Source organism: Mucilaginibacter sp. Mucisp73, assembly GCF_059491465.1.
This window is the reverse complement of sequence record NZ_CP168507.1, coordinates 4,958,405-4,980,764: the sequence shown is the minus strand read 5'-3', so window position 1 is coordinate 4,980,764 and position 22,360 is coordinate 4,958,405. Positions and strand designations below refer to the sequence as shown.

At 43.1% G+C, this 22,360-nt stretch carries 10 protein-coding genes, 2 tRNA genes and 3 rRNA genes; 11 read left to right on the top strand and 4 right to left on the bottom strand.

Features of this window, described 5'->3' with window-relative positions; genetic code table 11:
• The first annotated feature begins 281 nt into the window (after window positions 1–281).
• The 8 genes from ACEN82_RS20470 (at window position 282) to ACEN82_RS20435 (ending at window position 12,980) form a co-directional block, all read left to right on the top strand.
• Window positions 282–1,802 (top strand): 16S ribosomal RNA (locus tag ACEN82_RS20470).
• Window positions 1,803–2,014: 212 nt separating this feature from the next.
• A tRNA-Ile gene (locus tag ACEN82_RS20465) sits at window positions 2,015–2,089 on the top strand.
• A gap of 97 nt (window positions 2,090–2,186) precedes the next feature.
• A tRNA-Ala gene (locus ACEN82_RS20460) sits at window positions 2,187–2,259 on the top strand.
• A gap of 279 nt (window positions 2,260–2,538) precedes the next feature.
• Window positions 2,539–5,416 (top strand): 23S ribosomal RNA (locus ACEN82_RS20455).
• 198 nt (window positions 5,417–5,614) lie between these two features.
• Window positions 5,615–5,726: ribosomal RNA gene (gene rrf / locus ACEN82_RS20450) — 5S ribosomal RNA — on the top strand.
• Together the 16S, 23S and 5S rRNA genes with 2 tRNA genes alongside form the textbook arrangement of a ribosomal RNA operon.
• A gap of 208 nt (window positions 5,727–5,934) precedes the next feature.
• A complete protein-coding gene (locus ACEN82_RS20445) occupies window positions 5,935–6,174 on the top strand; it encodes a hypothetical protein (RefSeq protein ID WP_090535008.1) in 240 nt (79 codons plus the stop codon).
• 446 nt (window positions 6,175–6,620) lie between these two features.
• Entirely contained in the window at window positions 6,621–7,688 is a 1,068-nt protein-coding gene (locus ACEN82_RS20440) for an AAA family ATPase (RefSeq protein WP_413323178.1), read from the top strand.
• Between the two features lie 339 nt (window positions 7,689–8,027).
• On the top strand, window positions 8,028–12,980 hold the full coding sequence (locus ACEN82_RS20435; protein WP_495644007.1) for a hypothetical protein: 4,953 nt from the start codon (window positions 8,028–8,030) through the stop codon (window positions 12,978–12,980).
• 1,126 nt (window positions 12,981–14,106) lie between these two features.
• Here the strand turns inward: ACEN82_RS20435 and ACEN82_RS20430 are convergent.
• The 4 genes from ACEN82_RS20430 to ACEN82_RS20415 form a co-directional block, all read right to left on the bottom strand.
• The gene (locus ACEN82_RS20430) at window positions 14,107–15,675 is read right to left on the bottom strand and encodes a hypothetical protein (RefSeq protein WP_413323063.1); all 1,569 of its coding nucleotides are present in this window, start codon (window positions 15,673–15,675) and stop codon (window positions 14,107–14,109) included.
• Complete coding sequence (locus tag ACEN82_RS20425) at window positions 15,672–17,525, bottom strand: glycosyltransferase (RefSeq protein ID WP_413323062.1); 1,854 nt, start codon at window positions 17,523–17,525, stop codon at window positions 15,672–15,674. Before ACEN82_RS20425 ends, ACEN82_RS20430 begins: the two co-directional genes overlap by 4 nt.
• Before the next feature lie 163 nt (window positions 17,526–17,688).
• Window positions 17,689–19,776, bottom strand: coding sequence for a cellulose biosynthesis cyclic di-GMP-binding regulatory protein BcsB (locus ACEN82_RS20420; RefSeq protein ID WP_413323061.1), 2,088 nt, complete (start codon window positions 19,774–19,776; stop codon window positions 17,689–17,691).
• An 11-nt stretch (window positions 19,777–19,787) separates the two neighbouring features.
• Window positions 19,788–21,134 carry a sensor histidine kinase gene (locus ACEN82_RS20415; protein WP_188834780.1) on the bottom strand — a complete coding sequence of 449 codons (1,347 nt, stop codon included), beginning with the start codon at window positions 21,132–21,134 and terminating at the stop codon, window positions 19,788–19,790.
• A 382-nt stretch (window positions 21,135–21,516) separates the two neighbouring features.
• Between ACEN82_RS20415 and ACEN82_RS20410 the strand changes: the two genes are divergently transcribed.
• The 3 genes from ACEN82_RS20410 to ACEN82_RS20400 all read left to right on the top strand — a co-directional run bounded on the left by ACEN82_RS20410 (window position 21,517) and on the right by ACEN82_RS20400 (window position 22,315).
• Window positions 21,517–21,696: a hypothetical protein gene (locus tag ACEN82_RS20410; RefSeq protein WP_413323060.1), complete on the top strand. Its 180-nt coding sequence runs from the start codon at window positions 21,517–21,519 to the stop codon at window positions 21,694–21,696.
• A 146-nt stretch (window positions 21,697–21,842) separates the two neighbouring features.
• Window positions 21,843–22,070 (top strand): hypothetical protein, encoded by a 228-nt coding sequence (locus ACEN82_RS20405; protein ID WP_413323059.1) that lies wholly within the window; start codon window positions 21,843–21,845, stop codon window positions 22,068–22,070.
• A gap of 77 nt (window positions 22,071–22,147) precedes the next feature.
• Window positions 22,148–22,315 (top strand): hypothetical protein, encoded by a 168-nt coding sequence (locus tag ACEN82_RS20400; RefSeq protein ID WP_413323058.1) that lies wholly within the window; start codon window positions 22,148–22,150, stop codon window positions 22,313–22,315.
• Window positions 22,316–22,360 lie beyond the last annotated feature (45 nt).

Below are 22,360 nucleotides of genomic sequence, written 5' to 3'. Positions count from 1 at the left end.
CGATAGTTAATGAGTAAAACAAAAGAGCCGGAAGCGATTTTCGGGGAAATAAACTGACAAGTTGAACCAAGCGAAAGTAAGGTGAAATTATATAGCTGATTCGGATGATGAGGCGAAAAAGTTCTTTTAAGAAATGGAAATCATGTAGCGTAACGGGAGATCAACCAAAGCTAAGGCTGAGGGAGATTGAAGAGTTACAAAAAAGAAGAGAGACTGTATAAAGATATATAATACAGATTCTATTAATTAATAATAGGGTCAGTGGTTAAACAAAACATTTTACAATGGAGAGTTTGATCCTGGCTCAGGATGAACGCTAGCGGCAGGCCTAATACATGCAAGTCGGACGGGATTTGGGAGCTTGCTCCTAATGAGAGTGGCGCACGGGTGCGTAACACGTATGTAACCTACCTTAGTCAGGGGGATAGCCTCTCGAAAGAGAGATTAAGACCGCATAACATATTGAAGTGGCATCGCTTTAATATCAAATATTTATAGGACTAAGATGGGCATGCGCAACATTAGCTAGTTGGTGTGGTAACGGCATACCAAGGCGACGATGTTTAGGGGATCTGAGAGGATGACCCCCCACACTGGTACTGAGACACGGACCAGACTCCTACGGGAGGCAGCAGTAAGGAATATTGGTCAATGGACGGAAGTCTGAACCAGCCATGCCGCGTGCAGGAAGACGGCCCTACGGGTTGTAAACTGCTTTTGCAGGGGAATAAACCTTCTTACGTGTAAGAAGTTGAATGTACCTTGAGAATAAGGATCGGCTAACTCCGTGCCAGCAGCCGCGGTAATACGGAGGATCCAAGCGTTATCCGGATTTATTGGGTTTAAAGGGTGCGTAGGCGGCTTTTTAAGTCAGGGGTGAAAGACGGTAGCTCAACTATCGCAGTGCCCTTGATACTGAAGAGCTTGAATGTACTTGAGGTAGGCGGAATGTGACAAGTAGCGGTGAAATGCATAGATATGTCACAGAACACCAATTGCGAAGGCAGCTTACTAAAGTATGATTGACGCTGAGGCACGAAAGCGTGGGGATCAAACAGGATTAGATACCCTGGTAGTCCACGCCCTAAACGATGAACACTCGATGTTGGCGATATACGGTCAGCGTCTAAGCGAAAGCGTTAAGTGTTCCACCTGGGGAGTACGCCCGCAAGGGTGAAACTCAAAGGAATTGACGGGGGCCCGCACAAGCGGAGGAGCATGTGGTTTAATTCGATGATACGCGAGGAACCTTACCCGGGCTTGAAAGTTAGTGAATGTGACAGAGACGTCACAGTTCTTCGGAACACGAAACTAGGTGCTGCATGGCTGTCGTCAGCTCGTGCCGTGAGGTGTTGGGTTAAGTCCCGCAACGAGCGCAACCCCTATGTTTAGTTGCCAGCATTTAAGGTGGGGACTCTAAACAGACTGCCTATGCAAATAGAGAGGAAGGAGGGGACGACGTCAAGTCATCATGGCCCTTACGTCCGGGGCTACACACGTGCTACAATGGATGGTACAGAGGGCAGCTACCTGGCAACAGGATGCCAATCTCTTAAAGCCATTCACAGTTCGGATCGGGGTCTGCAACTCGACCCCGTGAAGTTGGATTCGCTAGTAATCGCGTATCAGCAATGACGCGGTGAATACGTTCCCGGGCCTTGTACACACCGCCCGTCAAGCCATGGAAGCTGGAAGTGCCTGAAGTGCGTAACCGCAAGGAGCGTCCTAGGGTAAAGTCGGTAACTGGGGCTAAGTCGTAACAAGGTAGCCGTACCGGAAGGTGTGGCTGGAATACCTCCTTTCTGGAGCAGTATCTCTGAGTAATTCGGAACTGTTACCTACATGATATTTCTTAAAACACAAACAAAAAGACAAAAGGAAACCCAGAAGATGAAGCCATCTGTGGAATGTGCAAACGAAAGTAAGCACAGGACAAGTGGCAGTAAGCAGTGGCAGCAGCAGTAGGCAGAAAAGTCCTGCAAACTGCAACTGATAACTGCAACTAAAAACAAATAGTCCTGTAGCTCAGCTTGGTTAGAGCACTACACTGATAATGTAGGGGTCAGCAGTTCAAATCTGCTCGGGACTACTGTGCGGCGCAAGCCGCAGGCAAGAAGAGGTTAGAGAATAGAGATTAGGAAAAAGAACTAATCACTGATCAACCAATCTCTGATCGCTCATCTAACGGGGATTAGCTCAGCTGGCTAGAGCACCTGCCTTGCACGCAGGGGGTCAACGGTTCGAATCCGTTATTCTCCACGATGTTAAGCTTAAAGCGCAAAGCCTAAAGCAGAAAGCCTTCAAAAGCTTTTAGCCTTAAGCATTTAGCTTTCAGCTCAACAAAACGTTCTTTGACATATTGGAAGAAGTAATTGAAAACAAGAGAAAACAACAGATAGGAAGTTGTTTGATTGAGAACCAAGATTACAAGAATAAGGAAACAAGATTAATCTTGCTTCCTGACTCCTGAACTCTTGACTCTGTCGAACGACGGACTAAAATAAAGACATACCTTGCGGCGCAAAAGGCGCAAGAGTAGAAGAAAGTAAGAAAGGGTACACGGGGGATGCCTTGGCTCTCAGAGGCGAAGAAGGACGTGATAAGCTGCGATAAGCTGCGGGGATTAGCAAATATGATTTGATCCGCAGATTTCCGAATGGGGAAACCTAGTTATTTGAAGAATAACTGCATAAATGCGCTAACCTGCCGAACTGAAACATCTAAGTAAGCAGAGGAAGAGAAAACAATAGTGATTTCCAGAGTAGTGGCGAGCGAAATGGAAGAAGCCCAAACCTGTTATGTTACGGCATAGCAGGGGTTGTAGGACCACAACATGAATATTAAAGAGAACCGGAACGGGGTGGGAAACCCGGCCATAGAGCATGAGAGCTGCGTACGGGTAATTGATAGTAGGATAGTGGTATCCTGAGTACCGCGAGGTCGGAGACGCCTTGTGGGAATTTGCCGGCACCATCCGGTAAGGCTAAATACTCCTGAGAGACCGATAGTGAACCAGTACCGTGAGGGAAAGGTGAAAAGAACCCCGAACAGGGGAGTGAAATAGAACCTGAAACCGTGTACTTACAAGCGGTCGGAGCCTGGAAACGGGTGACGGCGTGCCTTTTGCATAATGAGCCTACGAGTTACTCTTCCCTGGCAAGGTTAAGTGTTTAAGACACGGATCCGAAGCGAAAGCGAGTCTGAAAAGGGCGTATAGTCAGGGGAGGTAGACGCGAAACCTTGTGATCTACCCATGGGCAGGTTGAAGGTGCCGTAACAGGTACTGGAGGACCGAACCGATAAACGTTGAAAAGTTTCCGGATGACTTGTGGGTAGGGGTGAAAGGCTAATCAAACTGGGAAATAGCTCGTACTCCCCGAAATGTTTTTAGGAACAGCCTGGCGGTTGAGTTATAAAGAGGTAGAGCTACTAATTGGGTGCGGGAGTCAAATCCTACCAAATCCAGATAAACTCCGAATGCTTTATAATATACGCTGGAGTGAGGCTATGGGTGCTAAGGTCCATGGCCGAGAGGGAAAGAACCCAGACCATCAGCTAAGGTCCCTAAATTATTGCTAAGTTGAACTAACGAGGTCCGATTGCACAGACAGCTAGGATGTTGGCTTGGAAGCAGCCATTCATTTAAAGAGTGCGTAACAGCTCACTAGTCGAGCGATCGGGCATGGATAATAAACGGGCATCAAGCAGTATACCGAAGCTATGGATTCACAGTAATGTGACTGGTAGGGGAGCATTCTATTATCCGGCGAAGCAGGAAGGTAACTGACTGTGGAGGGAATAGAAAAGCAAATGTAGGCATAAGTAACGATAAGGCGGGAGAGAAACCCGCCCACCGAAAGACTAAGGTTTCCTGATCAACGCTAATCGGATCAGGGTTAGTCGGGGCCTAAGGTGAAGCCGACAGGCGTAGCCGATGGACAACTGGTTAATATTCCAGTACTTTTTATTACTGCGATGCGGTGACGGAGTAGTGACACTGACGCGAACTGACGGAATAGTTCGTTAAAGGCTGTAGGTATAGAGTTTGTAGTTAAGTACGCAGACTTTGCTGAAAGCTGATAGTACACCGAATCTTCGGACAAGGTGATAGTTCAGGTAATCAGACTTCCAAGAAAACCCGCTAAGCTTCAGGTAATAAAAACCCGTACCGTAAACCGACACAGGTAGTCGAGGAGAGAATCCTAAGGTGCTCGAGTGAATCATGGCTAAGGAACTCGGCAAAATGGCCCTGTAACTTCGGGAGAAGGGGCGCTGGCAGCAATGTCAGCCGCAGTGAAAAGGCCTGAGCGACTGTTTAACAAAAACACATGGCTATGCAAAATCGCAAGATGACGTATATGGCCTGACACCTGCCCGGTGCTGGAAGGTTAAGAGGGGATGTTAGTCGCAAGGCGAAGCATTGAATCGAAGCCCCAGTAAACGGCGGCCGTAACTATAACGGTCCTAAGGTAGCGAAATTCCTTGTCGGGTAAGTTCCGACCTGCACGAATGGTGTAACGATCTGGGCGCTGTCTCAGCCATGAGCTCGGTGAAATTGTGGTATCGGTGAAGACGCCGGTTACCCGCAACGGGACGGAAAGACCCCATGCACCTTCACTATAGCTTAACATTGATATCGGATACAGGATGTGTAGGATAGGTGGGAGACTGTGATCCAGCTTCGCTAGGAGTTGGTTAGTCAACGTTGAAATACCACCCTTTCTGTATTTGGTGTCTAACTCTACAAAGTGGAGAACATTGTTTGGCGGGTAGTTTGACTGGGGTGGTCGCCTCCAAAAAGGTAACGGAGGCTTTCAAAGGTAAGCTCAGTACGCTTGGTAACCGTACGCGGAGTGCAATAGCAAAAGCTTGCTTGACAGTGAGACAGACAAGTCGAGCTGGGTCGAAAGACGGATATAGTGATCCGGTGGTTCTGCATGGAAGGGCCATCGCTCAAAGGATAAAAGGTACGCTGGGGATAACAGGCTGATCTCCCCCAAGAGCTCATATCGACGGGGAGGTTTGGCACCTCGATGTCGGCTCGTCACATCCTGGGGCTGGAGAAGGTCCCAAGGGTTGAGCTGTTCGCTCATTAAAGTGGCACGCGAGCTGGGTTCAGAACGTCGCGAGACAGTTCGGTCCCTATCTGTTGTGGGCGTAGGAAGTTTGAGTGGGGCTGACCTTAGTACGAGAGGACCGGGTTGGACTAACCTCTGGTGAATCTGTTATGCCGCCAGGTGTACTGCAGAGTAGCTACGTTGGGAATAGATAAGCGCTGAAAGCATCTAAGTGCGAAACTAGCCACAAGATGAGACTTCCATTGAGGGTCGTAGGAGACTACTACGTTGATAGGTTACAGGTATAAAGGTGGTGACATCATAGCCGAGTAATACTAATTGCCCGAAGCTTTCTTCAAAGCAGAGATTAGAGGTTAGAGATTAAGAGATTAGTCGCTGCCTCTAATCCAAGACAAACAGATAAACAACAAAAGCTGTTGTTTTCTCTTAAATTCAAGTACTTCTTTCAATAATTGTCTTAGATATGAGACAACAGATATGAGACATGAGATAAAAATCTCAATACTCAAGTCTAACATCTCAAATCTATAAAATATTCAGGTGCCTATATCGGCGGTGTCTACCTCTTCCCATTCCGAACAGAGAAGTCAAGCCCGCCAGAGCCGATGGTACTGCGGTAAAACGTGGGAGAGTAGGTCGGTGCCACCCTTTATCACTTTCAATAGTGCTACATCGCAAAAGCCTTAGCTAATTACTAAGGCTTTTTGCGTTTAATGACCTTTTTCATAAGCCTGTCATACTCTCCATAGCGCGCTTCAGCGGCAACAAAAAATTACAAGTTAACACACATACTTTTTATTGTGGTAATAATAACTTACAATCATTTTTTTATGTTTGCGCTTCCAAAAATAGCCCCATGGAATTTGAAAAATTAGCAGCCCAAATTAAAGCAGAAATAGCAAAACTGGATACCACGCCCGAGCTTGATAAAATCAACAGGGCTTTTGACGAGAAGATCCGCAAGGTGGAGGAAGCCCGCCGTGAGAAGCTGGCTACTGTGCCAGATAATGCCGTAGAACGCAAAAAACTCATCGCCGCGCTTGAAGCCCTTGGTGAAAAATATGTTGAACCTGCTAAGAAGAAGAGCAGGGAATAGGGATTGGTTTTGTAGAAGAATTTAAAAGGTCTGCCAGGGTTTGGCGGGCCTTTTTTGTTTGTTGGGGTGTCTGGTCGTGGGGGGGGGGATGCTGGTTTCGGAGGATTGGCACTACCTGTATTGTACTGTTCAATTTTTTAAAGTGTAAACACCTGGTGTTTTGTTGTAAAATTGAACGCCTGATAATCAGTGTTTTATAAAATGGTAAATCCGTTCAAAATACTGAGTTGAACAACTTGTGTTTGATAATCAACGGGTTATGTAAATTGGTTTTTGAACGTTGAACACCCGGTTTTTAAAAATTGAACACTGACAAAATGCTGTCACCATTGGGGGGCTTTTTAGTGGGTAAATTTGAGTGCCTTTCATGATTGCCGGCAGGTTTGCGGCAAATAACGATGAATGTTTCGGGCTTTTGAGCGGCCGGACAGGGGGCGCGACAAATTATGGACCATACTGCAGAAAAACCCCTGGTTATTCAAATGATTCAAAATGAGGTGCGGGAAGCGGCGGCTAAGCTTGGGCGCAAGGGTGAGGTTATGATCTCCGACCCGGATGCCGTGGTTGAGCTGTTTGATATTTACCCGGCCAATGAGTGGATGGCCATGGAAACTGTACATGAAACGCCGCAAATGCTGTTTGGCAACTTCTGGCTGGAAGGCGAGCTGTGCATCCTGTTTGCCGATACCAATATGGGCAAAAGCCTGCTGGCTGTGCAGCTGGCCGACAGCATTACCCGGGGCGAACCCATTGCGCCCTTTACGCTTGGGGCCGAAGCCTCGCCGGTGTTGTATATTGATTTTGAACTTACCGGCAAGCAGTTTGAACAACGCTATACCGACGGCCAAAACCGTTACCAGTTTGCCACCGAGTTTTACCGCGGCGAATACAACCAGTTTAACCGTGCAAGCTCGCATTATCAAAAGCTGGACAGGTATGTGATTGAAGCCTTAACGCGGGGCATTAAGCGTACGGATGCCCGGGTGCTTATCATTGATAATATTACCTGCCTGCGCAACGGAACCGAGAGCGCCGGGGCTGCCCTGCTGCTGATGAAGGAACTGAAAAAGCTTAAAACCCGCCACGGGGTAAGTATCCTGGTATTGGCCCATACGCCCAAGCGTAACCCGCGGCTGCCGCTAAGCCGCAATGATTTGCAGGGGAGTAAAATGCTCATCAATTTTTGCGACAGTGCTTTTGCCATGGGCGAAAGCCACTCCATGCCCGGCCAGCGATATTTAAAGCAGATTAAGCAGCGCAGCACTGCCGAAACTTATGGTGCCGACAATATATGCCTTGCCCAACTGGAACGGCATCAGGGCTTTTTAAAGTTTGTTTTTACGGGTAATGACTGCGAGAAAAACCACCTGCGCGACGCCTCCAGGCAAGAACGCGAACGCATGCACCGGGAGGCTAATAAATTAAGCGACGAAGGTTTGAGCCAGCGGCAGGTGGCCGAGCGGCTCGGGCTGAGTGTGGGAAGCGTGAATAGGATGCTGAATAGCCAGTTGTAAATCGGCGCTGTGTAAATAACTTTCGGCTGGCGCACGCGTGCCGCGTGTGTCTTATTGGAGTTGCCTGCTCTTTATGGCTGAATGATTATCCGAATAAAAGATTATAAGTTTTGTGATGATTAGACATAGCATGCGAAGCACACGCGACACGCGTGCGCCAGCGAAGGGAAGAGGCCACATAAATATGCATCCCATATTCTTGTCATTTTACATTAAATTGATTGATCTTTAATTAAACAGTGATAACTAATATTTAAATATAAATTCGCTAAATAATATATTTGATAAACTCCAGAACATGTATTATGTTAGCCTTAACGCTAAACATATCACGGTTTTATGGATGCCATTTTAATTACAATTCGGACGTTTTCTTTGTCTTATCAACATATCTATGGAGACAATAGAGTTCCTAGACTCAACCTTGTTCACGAACTTGAAGATATGTTCGATAAAGATTGTAAAATTATTATTTTGGAGGGCAAAGAAGGAGTTGGAAAAACAGATATTCTGTTACAGTTTTCAAAGAAACATCCTTTTGATTCTATTACCTTCTTTATTAATCCTGCTTTTAGGGCTTCATATCGCCAAGATTATTTGATGGAAGATATAGGAAGGCAAATGTATTTTTTTAATAAGAATGAGGCTCCTCCTGATGAGTTAGAGATTACCGAAGGGATTTTTAATAAGCTTGCATTCGATTTGATAACAAGCCCTGGAAGAAAAAATAGACCTGTATATTTTTTGTTGGACGGCTTAGATCAAATAGAAAAATCAGATTTTGAATTATTGAAAAATGTTCTTCAAAATCTTCCTTGGAGCACAAATAATTTTTATTTTCTTGTTTCAGGCACGATAGAAAAGTTGAAGGACTTTTTTCCCTCGGCTTGGTTAAAGAATTTTAAATCTTTAAGAGTACCGCGTTTTACTGAACCCGAAACTAAACAGTTATTTAACCTGGATGACTCTAACGAATCAAATAGCTTTTTACACGAAATTCATAACACGTGGAAAGGGCACCCAGAAAGTTTAAGCCAAGTGAAAAGAATTCTAGATGGTGGCGTATCGATTCAGGAGTTTTTGAAAAAATTTGACATAACAGAGAAGAATGAATTATTAGAAATTGAATGGAAAAGGGCCAACCTTGGAGGATTAGATTTGAATTCAAATAAAATTCTAGTCATTTCAATTATAACATTTGATGATAACATAAGGAGCGTTGAGCGTCTAGCTAGCATTTTAAATGTTTCAAAAAACGATCTACTAAACTTAATCAGTGAGATATCATTTATTTCGATTAATGAAGAGAACGTTTCGTTCGTTTCAAATTCCTATAGACAATACGCCATCTATAAACTAAAAAGATTTGAGAAAGAAACGAATGCAAAATTAATTCAATTTTATACTCAATCAGACGATCTTAACTCTATATTAAATTTGCCAACGTTATTTGATAAAAATAACGAATGGAACAATGTTGTAAATCTTTTAACAATCAATAATCTAGATTTGATTATTTCTAATAGCCGGTCATTTGCTGATATCAAAAAGCAAATTAATTATGGTTATAAAGCAGCAAAATCATTGAAAAATTCCTATGAGAATATATTTAGATTTTCTTTACATCGAAGTATTTTAATCGGTTTGCAATCGAATGATAGTAGAAAGAATAAAATCAAATCTTATGTAGTACTCGATAGACAAGAAGAGGCATTTAGTTTGATAGCAAATTCTGTTCTAAAAGAGGACAGATTAAAAATGTTGATATTTTTCGTCCAGTATTCTAAAAAAGAGAAAAAAGATGTTGATGTTCTCCTTATTAATGAAATAAAGGACTTGCTTGTAGATATCGATCCAGGGTACTTACGAGAGAATATGATGGATATAGCTATAGGCTTGGCTCATTTTCTTCCTAACGAAGCTATTCATGTTATTGAAAAAGCGTTAGGTCTTAAACCCGATAGTAATTCCATTGAATGGCTTATGGGAATTATTGGGATTATAGCCAATAAAAATCGTGATTCATCGAATGAAGATGGACTTACACCAGAAAAAGAAGGAGGAAATAAAGATTCATTTGTAAATAAATTTGCTACGTCAATTGGCTATGGCATTAGCGAAATTAAGCCAGACGAAATTTTTGCTGAAATTGAAAAAGTGGAAAAGCCATCTGATCGGGTTTACTTGATGAGGAAATGGATAAAAGGAAATCCTCAAAGTAAAAATATTCATGATGTTATAGATTTTACACTCAATCTCTTAACTCAAGAATCTTCTACAGTTAAGCCGTCTACAGAGTCATTGTTTGATATTGTGTTTCCGATGCGTTTTTTCAAGGATAAGGATTCGATCTATTCAATGAAAAAACGGATTGACGATTTAATGATCACGATAAATTCGCCCACAATTGGAAATGTTAGGTTACAAATCGTAATTATCGAAGCGCTTTTAAACATTGATATAGATGAGGCTAATAATAGGACCATATTGTTGTCAACTTTTATTAACAATCTAACAGATGTTTGTATAAAGTTGGAGTCGTATGCAAATCTTTGGAAAATGTATAAGGGACTTCAGAAAGACCCGCAAACCGACCTTGATCACTTACTTCTTGATGAAAAATTTTTAAAGTCAGAAATCAATAAGTTGATAACGCAATTTCTAGAATCGATTGCAGATCAAGATGATGAAATTGAAGACACCTTAGGTATATTAGCAGAACTAGACTTTTCTTACGCTCTAGATATAACTACTAAACTAAATACCTCAATAAGAAGAAACAAAGCAGTACAAATTTGTCTGGAGAGTTATATCACAAAGGATTTCAGCACATGGAATTGTGATGATATTGAATACGCTTTGGGGCTTGTATCATCTCCCACAATGAAATCTGAGATTATTATATCAATCTTTGAAGCTGCGTTTGAACAACGAGATGAAGCAAAAAATAATAAGCAAATAGTTAAAGATTTGCTTCCCTTGATCGATACAATAATAGATCATTCCGATAAATGCGAATTACTTTCACTAAGTATTGTTCTTTTAGGACTTAAACAAACTAACAATCCGAAGTACTTACCACGTTACGATACTTTAATTAGCAAACTTGATACTTTTTTAAAGGCATCTTACAACAAGATCGAAGATCCTTTGGAAAAAATAAAAGCAGGATACAGGCTTACTTCTTTACTTGGAAATCACAACAAAAAACTTGCAGAGGAATATTTTCTTCTTGCTGAACTAACCTCAAAGGAAACCACATTTGAAGATTCAATTCAGGTTGTGTTATTGATTGAGTCTATTAGAATAATGATAAGGATTTATTCCGGCCTTATTCGGAAAAATAATTTTTCGTATGAAAAGATATCATATCTTATAAATTATATACCTGCAAAAGATTATCAACTTATGTTGTGGTCTGAATTAGCGGTTCGCGTAGGTTTATCAGGGAAACTTAATTTGACAAACGAAATTGTTAATAATAAAATTATTCCAGTTATAGAAAACTATAAAAAGAATAAAGATCATGTTGACTTTGTTAATTTATTAAAGAAAACAGCTTCAGCAATTCATATGGCTCAACCTGCTACTTTAAATTTATTTATTAAAGGGCTGAATGTTGAGGAACGAGAGGCAATAATTCCTAGTGTATTTGTTGTCCTGTTGAGTAATTGCCATGAAAGTGATCCATTTGATAACCTACAAGGAGCGACCCATTTTTCATATCAAAATGCAATAGACTATATAAATCTTTTGAATTATTTGGAGTCAGATGAAGTTTTTTATCACTATCTAAGAAATTTTACGAAGATTGTTAGATTAAATCCTAATATTTTTACTCGTATTCAAAAGGGAGAACTATTTCAAAAGTTAGAGGAATTAATTAATAAAAAATTACCTAACAAAAAGTCGGGCGTAGCACATGAAGGATACTTGATTAGTGCAATTGCTTGTCTTCAGCATCTAAATATTGGTGGGCAAGATAAAATAACGCTTAAACTGGCTGAAATGGAAGCAAAAGTGCCGCATATCAAAAGTACAGCGGATAGGGCTATTGTTTATCTTAATCTTGCTGTTGAATGTGAGAATAATAAAAAGAAAAAAGTCGATTATTTGAAGAAAGCTTTTGATGAGATAGATCAAGTTCTTTCAGTTAAAGAGCGAACTTCGATGTATGAAGTGGCTCTGGATTTATGCTCTAAGACCTCTACAGATCTTTTTAACAGCTATTTAAAGGTTTTCGAGAAAGATATTTACAATCTCGATGAAAACGATCAATATCCAACTTTTAAACGCCTGATTGATCTTGCGTATCGATATGATAAAAATATTGCACAAAGGATTATTAATAATCTAGACACCGACCCAGCTAAAAAGAAAATGGCGGAACCGGCAACAAATCATTTCGAGAAATTAGATTTGGAAAAGAATGCGCAATCAGATTATGGGCAAATTGGTAAGATGAAGGAAAGGCGTGAAAAAAGTAATTTTGCTTGGCGTTTATTGTCTCAGTTGAATTCTGACAAAAGAAAAGCTAGGGATGTACTTGATACTGTTTCCTTTTTACATTCTGCGTCCACAATGCCCTTTTTCTTCTCAATACCCCTTTATGAGTTTTTTATTGAGAACATTATCAAAGGTGACGATAAAGAAAATTTGCTATTTTCTTTTTACGAATCAGCTAATTCCAATGCAAAGCTTTGTTATAATTTGATATGTAATATATCCGATAAAAATTCAAGTACATTAAGTTATAATATAAATTTATCTAGTAATAGTATAGTAGTAAACCCAGGAATGCACAAAGAAGCCATTGACTTTATAAAGAAATTTATAAGTGGTACTGAGGCTAAAGAGATTTTTATTGTAGACCCCTACTTTTCCAACAAAGAGATGTATTTTTTGAAAAATATAGACGATTGGTGTTATAACTCATCTACTACCGTTCTTACAAGTTGTGAAGCATCCGGGGAGTTTAGCAGGAGTAATTATGTTTCGTCTTGGGAAGAAAACTCGTCGGAAACACCGCCACCTAATACGTTTATTAAGGCAAAAAATCAAAATAATAAATCGCCTTTTCATGATCGATACATTTTGCTGTATGACAAAAAAATGGGGTTGCGAATGGGTGCTTCAATAAATGGCCTTAATGGGCAAAAAGCATTTGAAATTTCAAAAATGTTATCCACCGAGGTTGAAAATATTTTTGAAACGATCGTTCGTCCATTAGCTCACCAAAGAATAAAAGATTATCAAGATCAATTAATAAAATATGAATCCTTCGACTTTTAGGTCTATATAAGTTACACCTGATTATTAATTCGAACCCACTATCTTGAGCTCCGGCCGCGTTAGGGATTGCAGCGGAAAACCCACAGCCTTGTGCAGGCCTTGGCGAAGGGCCAAGGCGAGGATTTGCAGCGTAAAGCCCGGGCCGCAGGCAACGCTATTATTTTGATTTCGGAATTGGGATTTTCGATTTCGGATTTAAGGCATGGAGAAACGGGTGTTATGCTGAGTGTTTAAATCCGGGGCGTCTGAAGGTGAAATGACAAATCCACCACGTCATTGCTGAGTTACGAAGCAATCCCCGACAGGCTGGTAACGGGCTTCATTAGTATTTGACTTACATCGTCGCGCTCCTGGCCGCGCGGGGCCAGTTACGTTTTTCGCTATTGTTCATTTTTTAAGGTGCTCAAGAAGGCTCCGCCGTTTGTCTTGCCACAAAAGTAACCAAAAAGGCTTGCAGCAGAGAGGCTTCTTTGCGCACAACCTGGCCCCATAGCCATCGGCACGGCCTTCACCCTGCAAAACGAATAGAACCACGGGCTGCAATTATTTTGCCCCGGTTCGCACGCAATGCCTCCGCTTCTGCAAAAACTTGCTATGCCCCTGCAGCCGCACCGCCCAGCATCGTTCTGTTCGTTTTCACCCGAAGCTGATCTGCTGCGAAAAACCACATTTTTTATCTTGTCATGGGTAGTGTTTAAATCCGGCGGCCTCTGAAGGTAGTATGACATCTCTCTTTATTCATGCCGAACTTGTTTCGGCACCTCATAAGAAAAGTGGCAAATTTGATTAGCATGGTTGCTTAGCGAGTGGGGTGCTGAAACAAGTTCAGCATGACAAGTTTATAAAATGACGTCATCCCGAACTTGTTTCGGGAACCCACAGGACAAGCCGCATGAAGTATACTTAGCATGTGAGGTGCTGAAACAAGTTCAGCATGACGGATGGCGGAGATGTCATTTCACCTTCGGAATCCGCTCCGGATTTAATTTACTCAGCGTGACCTTAATTTTATTATGTCATGGGTAGGTAGGCCTCTGCGCGCGACCCTTCGACAGGCTCAGGGTGACAGGCCACTATCACTGCAACTGCAGCTGCCACTGCCACTAAAAAACTAACTGCAAACTGATTACTGCAACGTCACAACCTTATACAAAATCCAGCCGTCGGTTTCGTAGGCGCGTTTGTAGTTTACACCGCTGTTGAGGCGGCGGATTTCGGGGATGTACCGGTCGCTGAGCTGGGTGTAGCCGGTGAAGGGGTTTTTGGGGGTGGCTATCAGGATATAGTCGTCGTATTTGTAAGGGGTTTCAATGGCCGACAGGAACGAGTTGAGCTGGTAGGGCAGGGTTAGTTTTTTGATATTGTTGGTAAAGGCCACAATGGGGTATGATACGGCATCGTCCATGAGGATGTGCGTACCATCGGGCAGGCTATTGATGTAGGCTGCTATTTCTTTGCTTTCGTTTTGATCGGTATTGGGCTCCAGCCGGCTAAGGGTGGTGATGAAGCGGCGCTCGTCGGTAATGAGCGAGTTGGTTAAAAAGGTGTAGCCGGTATACAGCTGCAGTACCATTACCAAGGCCAGGCCCAGTTTAAGGGCCAGCGTATTTTTAATGGTACGCACCTTAAATATGATACACAGCAGCGCCACAAATAAAAATATAAGGTAGTACTGGTAGGTGAGGAAAAGCTTATCATACTTAATGTGCAAAAACTCAACAAAGGCAAACAAGGTGAGTACGGTTAGCACATGATAAGTGCTTTCGCGCAGCAGGTACAGGCCAAACAGTATCAGCGGACAAAAATAAATCACCCTTAATGATACCAGGATGCTGAGCTCGGGCAGCTGGTAGTTCACGGCAGTGGCGGCGGTGTCGTAATTCAGCTTATCGACCAGTACATTCCAGGTGGCCAGGGGGCTTTCCATAAAGTAATTATAGTCGCTGGCGTGGGTTTGGTTAAGCAGCTTATAGCAAACCAGCGATACCACGGGCAGGATAAACAGGATCACGTAAATAGCGAAGGTTTTATTAATAAGCTTGCGCCTTAACGACGGACTGTTAAAGCTCATGAACAGCCTGAAAATGGATTCCTTTTCGCCCAGGTTTAGGCTGGCCAGCGTGATGGACAGCACCAGCGGAATAAAGAACAACGTAAGCCAGATGAAGCGGTAATCGCAAAAAATGAGCAATACCAAACACATACTGGCTATGGATACGTGGAACGTGGTGTTTGAGCGGTAAAACTTAAGCAGGTTAAGGAAAAACAGGTACACGAAGATCACTACCAGGTAAATGGCCTTGCCCGAGCAGGCCATGTAAATGATACCGGGGTGCAGCAGGAACAGGATGGCTACCATGATGAGGTAGAAATCATCCTTCACCCTGATAACAAACGAGCGCGAAATAAGATAAAAGAAGCCTGCCGTACCCAGCGCCGATGCGATGACCGGGGCGAGGTAACTGTTTATTGACGAAAATATAAGCGAGGAGTAAAAGGGCAGCAGCGGGGCGGTTAAGCCCATTACCTTAAGGCGGTTGCCCAGCCCCTCAAACACGATCTTTGTTTTTTCGACATAAAAAAGGCTTTCTTGGTTATAATAGCCTAAGTGGTTAAGGTATACGCCGATAACCAGGTACCAGGCTGCCAGCACCAGGGTAAATATAAACAGGTATGTACTTTTGGCAATTTTCATTTAATAACGTTTGTGGGGTTATTAACCTTACTTAAACCGTGGTTGGTTTTTTCCCAGTAAAACGGATTGGTGATGAGCTGGTACAGGCCCATATAGGCTGCAACCGAGTGCATGAGCCAGTAAACCGGGTTGGCTATGGCAAACAAAATGAGCTCGAAATAGCGGCGTTTAAATACGGCCATCATGTTGATATAGATCATGAGGATATTACCCACCATGAGGTTAAATATCGACATGAACAGCACCCAGTCCGGAAACAAATTGCGGATGGTTGAAAAATCAAATATGAGGTAACAGATAAAGATGATGAGCAGCACCGGGTAAATTAAAAAGGTGGCTGATGTGGCGCCGATGAAAAAGTTAAAACCCAGGAAACCGCGAAAGCCTATTTTACGAATGAGGGCCGGCGGGTTGCGCATGTGCACCAGGTAGGTTTGCATGTAGCCCTTGATCCAGCGCGAGCGCTGGCGGATCCAGTTCCAGAAGTTATTATTGGCTTCTTCGTATGTGGTGGAGTTTACTATGGCCACCTTATAGCCTTTGGCATAGGCGCGTACGCCAAGGTCGGCATCTTCGGTTACGTTAAAGGGGTCCCAGGCGCCAAGCTCAATCAGGGCGTCCATTTTAAAGTGATTGCTGGTGCCGCCAAGCGGGATCGGGATATCCAGCGTATCCAAACCGGGCAGCATATAATCAAACCAGTACGAATACTCGAGGGTGAACATCCGGGTAAGGAAGTTTTCGTTGCGGTTAAAGTAGTTTAAGGCGCTTTGGATGCAGATATAGTTTTCGGGCAGCTTGTTAAACAGGGCCACTACTTTTTTAAGCTGATCGGTATCGGGGATATCCTCGGCATCATAAATGGTGAGGTACTGGCCCCTCGAAAAATGCAGGCCGTAGTTACACGCCTTGGGCTTGGTTTTAGGCATGTGGAAAGGCACCACAATAACTTCAAACACAGCGGGGAAATCGAGGTTTTTTACGGCGTTTAATGTTTTATCATCATCTTCTTCAATAAGCAGTTTGATATCCAGCTGCTCGCGCGGATAGTCGAGGCTTTGCAGGTTCCAGATGAGTTTTTTGATCAGCTTATCTTCCTTGTAAACGGGCAGCAGGATGGTGTATACGGGCAGCTCCTCGTTTACGATAGTGCGCAGGTCATTTTTGGTGACGGCCTGGTGCAGCTCAAACCGGGAGCCTACCAGCGCCAAAAACAGTTTGAAGATGATAGCTATCAGGAAAAACGAACTGATGATTAAGTTAATGGTGATGGATACGTTTTTGAAGTTGAGGAACAGGCCGATGGCGGTAATACCCCACAAGGCAAAAATGAAAACAAGCTGCGATGTGGTGAACGTTGTTGAGGCCGAGCTTTTTGGGTCGCGCTTAAGGAGCTCGAAAACGGATGCCTTCACATATTTTTGCCCGGTAAGCTTGTGGCTTAGCCAGGTGATCTCCAAATCGGATGCTACGATAACTTCAGGTTCCATGTCATAAGTAAACCTTACAAAGTCAAGGAAAAGTTCATTGCCGGGGTCGGCCATAACGGTAACCACCTTATTGTTTTCGATGCGGAGGGGAAGGCCCAGCTGGTCGTTGGCAAATTTAAGGTCAACCTGGTCGAGGATTTTCTGGTCGAAGGCTTCCTGGCGGATTTCGGCAAAGTGGTAGCCCGCGTTGCCTAAGGCGCGTTCATAGTTTTTGCGGGAAACATAGCCGAAGTTAAGGGCTATTTTGAGGTATGACATACCCGATCTTTCCGAAAAAGCATGGATCTTTTCCTGGTCGGCCGGCGAAATAAATCCGTGGGCAACCAAAATTTCAGGAACAGAAATACTCAATGTATCCATATTAGGTGTTTTATAACCTCACCCCCCGCCCTCTCCAAAGGAGAGGGAGCTTTTTTTAAGCCTTCTGCTTTGGAGAGGGCAGGCGGTTTGTCATTGTATTTATGATGATGCCTTAGCCTCATTTTCTTAAAACCCTCTCCTTTGGAGAGGGCAGGGTGAGGTATTAATCGTTAAACAGATCCTGCGATTTTTGAACTTTTGACCGCACATACAGGAACGAAAGCAGGATCAGGATCAGGATGCCCAGCAAAATGTACAGGTTATAGCTGTCCCAGAAACGGGTAAGGCCGCTCTTGGTATCGATGTACTCCAGGTTTTCGCTGGATTTGTTGATGTTGAACAGGTACTTGTTGGAGTTAACATCCGAGATACAAACGTTGCTTGACAGGGTTGAAAGCTGCTCGGTAATGGATTTGGATACCGCCAAAAAAGCTTCAGAAACATGCGTGCCGGTAGCGGTAAGCACCAGGGTAGCATTGTTGCTTACGCCGTAAAAGATTTGCGCCAGGCCGTTTGATACCGTATCCGAAAGCGCGTAAACCGGGGTATTATTATCGGTGTTGTACAGCCTGAAGTTCCTGTCGAACTGGATAGGGGCATCGCGAAACTCCTTAAGTACTTTATCATCTTTTGATAGCAGGGCTATGATATTGTATTGCTTCAGATCAGTTGGCTTCAAATCTTTAGAGTAAACAAACTCGGGGAAGTTATTGGCGTTGATGTTATTGTTAAGCTCGTAAATGATCTCGCCCATAGCACCGGCGGCATATTTGGCGTATTCCTCGCTTACTACAATTTTGGTTGTGCCGTTGTTAAAGGCCTCGGGATACTGGTAAAAGCTCAGGTCGCTGGTGATGAAGGGGTTTTTTGATTCGAGGTATGATTTGTCAACGTCAACTTCGGCAAAAAAGTTGGTGAAGCTGTTTTTACAGTTGCCGTTGGTAGGGTAAAACCTGAATTCGGCCTCCAGCGTGTTGTATTTATGGTGCTGATAACGGTTAATGGTGATAGAGCTGTTCAGCTTGCCCGATGCATCCAGTTTTTCGCTGCTGATGAGCAAACCGTTAAGGTATATGTTGAAGAAACCACGGTCGCCGGGAGCAAGGCCGCTGTAATTAGCAACAAAACGGATCTCCACTTCTTTAGGGGTGAAGCTGAAATCACTGTTTTTAAAGCTGTAAGCGCTTTTTAATGAGCCAATGCCCGACAGGAAGTCGCTCACGCCGCCAATTTGCTTTAAGGATAGCTTTGACCGGTTTTCGTCGATAGTTTTAAAGAAGGTGTTCTCGGCCTTGTTGATCAGCAGGTAATCGCCATAGGTTGAGTTCAGGATGTTCATGTTGCCCAGGGCGGTGATGGCCTTTTCATAACCTGTATCATCGCCGCCGGTAACAAACAGCACCTCTTTGGGCGATTGCTCCTGCGTTACGGTTTTAACCGGCACAAACCGGCCTTTTACATCAACCATGTGCACAATGGTATCAGTGAGCAGGCTTACTGATTTATGCAGGTAGAATAAACCCTGCGTATTTTGCGGGGTAACTTTTACCAATGCGCGCGCATCGGCAGGTAATTTATCAATGGCACCTACCCTGATGTAGTTACGAACGCTGTCGGGCAGTTTGCTTTCTTCGTAAACGGCAATTTCACGTGTTTGGGTCTTTTTTAACCTTGAATAGGCCCAGGCTACAGCTTTAAGGTCATGCAGGCTTGGGTTTGACGGGTAAACGATAGCTTTTTTGGAGTCGAAGCAGTTGCTGATATTTACGTTATCGAAAAAGTTTTTATTGCTTTTAACCAGCGACAGGTATGAGTAGTTTTTGATCCTTAACCACATCGCCGGGTTATCCAGGTCTTTACACTGGTCGTCGGTAATGGTGAGCAGGGTTTTAATCTGGATCTTGAGGAACTTATCGGGGCTCAGGTCGGCACGGCTCAGGTTAAGGGTGATCTTCTGGATAGAATCGGGGCCCAGGCGGCTGCTGTATGCCGGTTTGTTATTAATAACCAGGTTAATGTACGAATGCGATTTTATCAATGCCTGCGACGGTTCAAAAAATAAAACCAGTTTACTGCCATTCATTTCAATCAAAGGGGTGACCTTGAAGTAAAATGAAATAGCGCCGCTCATGCCGTATACCACCTCATCGTCATGGCCGTAGGCTTTAAAGGATGCAATACTGTTGCCCTGGGCCTGCGAAGCCGTGTTGAATAATAGGATAAAGGCTAATAAGGTAAAAAACTTATTCATTGATATCAATATTAATTTATTACGTAAAATTCTACTCTGAAATAATTGCCGTTGTCATCGCTGCGGTAGCTGAGCTCGCCGCCCATTTCCTGGGTCATCAGCTTGGCAATTGATAAGCCCAAACCCAGGCGGCTTTCGGTAACGCCGTGCGTATCGTTAAGCGTTTTAAGCTTGTTGAACATCATGTCCAGCTCCTGCTGGCCTATGGCTATACCTTCGTCAATGATCTCGAAAACAAAACGCTGACGCTGCAGGCTGGTTACTACCTTAATGCTGTTATTGGTTTGCGAAAATTTGATGGCGTTTGATAGCAGGTTTTGAAACACCTGGCCTGCAAATACTTTGTCGAGCCGTACGTTGAGGGGCAGCTTCAGGATATTATCAACCAGGTGGATGTTTTTCATCAGGGCTGTTTCGTACAAGCCTTTAAAAACATGCATCACTTCAACGTTGATATCAAAGATCTCCATGTTGAATTTCATATCCGGCGATTCGATCTCCTTAACATCCATCAGCTTGTTAAGCATATACTGCATCTTATCGGCCGATTCGGCGATGTAGCCCACAAATTCTTTCTGGTCGGTGCTGAGCCTGAAATCCTCCTCCCTGATCATGTTGTTGCTCATTATAATAGAGCCGATGAGGTTTTTAAGGTCGTGCCCGGCAATATTGATAAAGCTGTTCTTCTGGCTGTCGAGCTTGCGGAGCTGCTCATACTGATGATCGATGAGGTTATTTTTTTCGTTGATATCCTTGTTTTGCTGTTTAAGCTGTTCGTTTGATTTTTCGATCATGATCTGCGCGCGTACTTCACGCTGGATCACCTTATAACGCGCCCCGGGTATTAAGCAGGAGATGCCCGAGATGATAAAAAAGATCTGCCCGCCGTTACTTAAAACCAGGTCGAGGTTGTATTCGCTTAGCAGGTTAAAGAAAATGGCCAGTAACAATAGTGCCATTAAGGTTTGGATGATGGAGTTTAAAGGCTCCCAAAAAACCTGCAGGTTAAAAAATAGCAGGGTGGTAGCAAACAGCATAAAATAAATGGTCAGGAACTGAATGTTTACCAGGTTGCATAATATAGCTGCCGTTACCGAAAGCATAAAGAAACTGATATGCAATAATATGCGGTAACTAAATTGTTTATGCTGAAAATAGCTGAACAGGCCGTATATAATAAGGATAGTTATAATGCGGATAATAAAAAACTGCAGCCAATAGTTTGTAGCGTAAATAAAATCAACAATACTAAAAAGAGGGTACAGGAATATAATTGTCCAGATTATATTATTGGTTTGGTACCATGCTTTTTTGGAGGTCTCTCTAATTAATTCTTCGTTGGTAATTTGAACAAACATTATTTGTTATCTTGAATTGTAATTAAAAATTAAGGCCGCTGTTTAAATTAACTCCGTTTAATATTGATAGACAAAAATATTCGTTATACGATAATTTAAACAGGTTTGTTGTTACTGTTGCCAACAGTAATAAACGCCGTTGCAAAAAGCCGTCCAATTCCCCGGTAAGTTCGGAAGGTCGCTTTTAAACCGGGCCAAAGTTTAAGCAAGGGCATCAGTATTTTATGGCTTGCGCAAATCCGGAACGAAAGCTCAGCGGCCCAAACGCCATTAAAAAAATCCGATTTTCTGCTGTTCAAAAAGCTGGGCTTTAAAAGTATTAGGCTGCCCGTGGCTTTCACTTCTTTTGGCCTTATAACAACAGCGCGACTATTTACCTAATATGGATAAAGTTGCTAAGCGATGCAATGCTTATGGATTGAAGCAGGTGACAGATTATCATTATGGCAGGTTAGGCGACAATAATTATCTCACAGAAACACCGCAAACAATTGATTTGTGGCTAAAATTAACTAAAAGGTATAAAAACGCAGATTATAATAACCTGTTTTTTGAGATCTAATAATGAGCCGCCCCATATTAGCCCCAAACTGTGGAAAGTTGCCGTGTATAACATTGTTATGCTTGTCCGTAGGTTTGATAAACAGCGCACCCTGATTGTAAGTGTATCAAACTATAACAGCATCTATGAGCTAAGCAGGTTGTAAGGTGGCCGATAACCATATCATCTGCAATTTTCACTTATACGAGCCTTTCTTTTTTATTCACCAGGGCGCAAGCCGGTTAGGTGACCAGGTTTCAGCCACCGGGGTATCATTTCCATACAATGCGGAAAATTTTCCTGCACTTAATCCAAAAGCAAAAAATACCCGCGGCCAAAGCAATTACCGGACGTACCTGCGAGATGGTAACGAACAATCTATAAATGATAAATAGCAAATTATAAAAAACGGGCCCTGAAATATAATGTGCCCATTATTGTGGTGTGTAAAGCGTCTATAACAAATATGCCGATGCACATAGCCCTCGCCGTTATTAAATCTGTACGCAAGGCTTTAAAAGAGCTTGATATTTTTGGCATGCTTTGGGATTATAACAGTAGTTTTTCACTGGTTAACGGCAGGCCGGTTATAAGAAATTTGCCCTTGTGTATGAAAGACGCAATTAGCGCCGTACAGTGAAATTTTAAACATTAATGTTACAATTTTATTACCTTTGCTCACTAA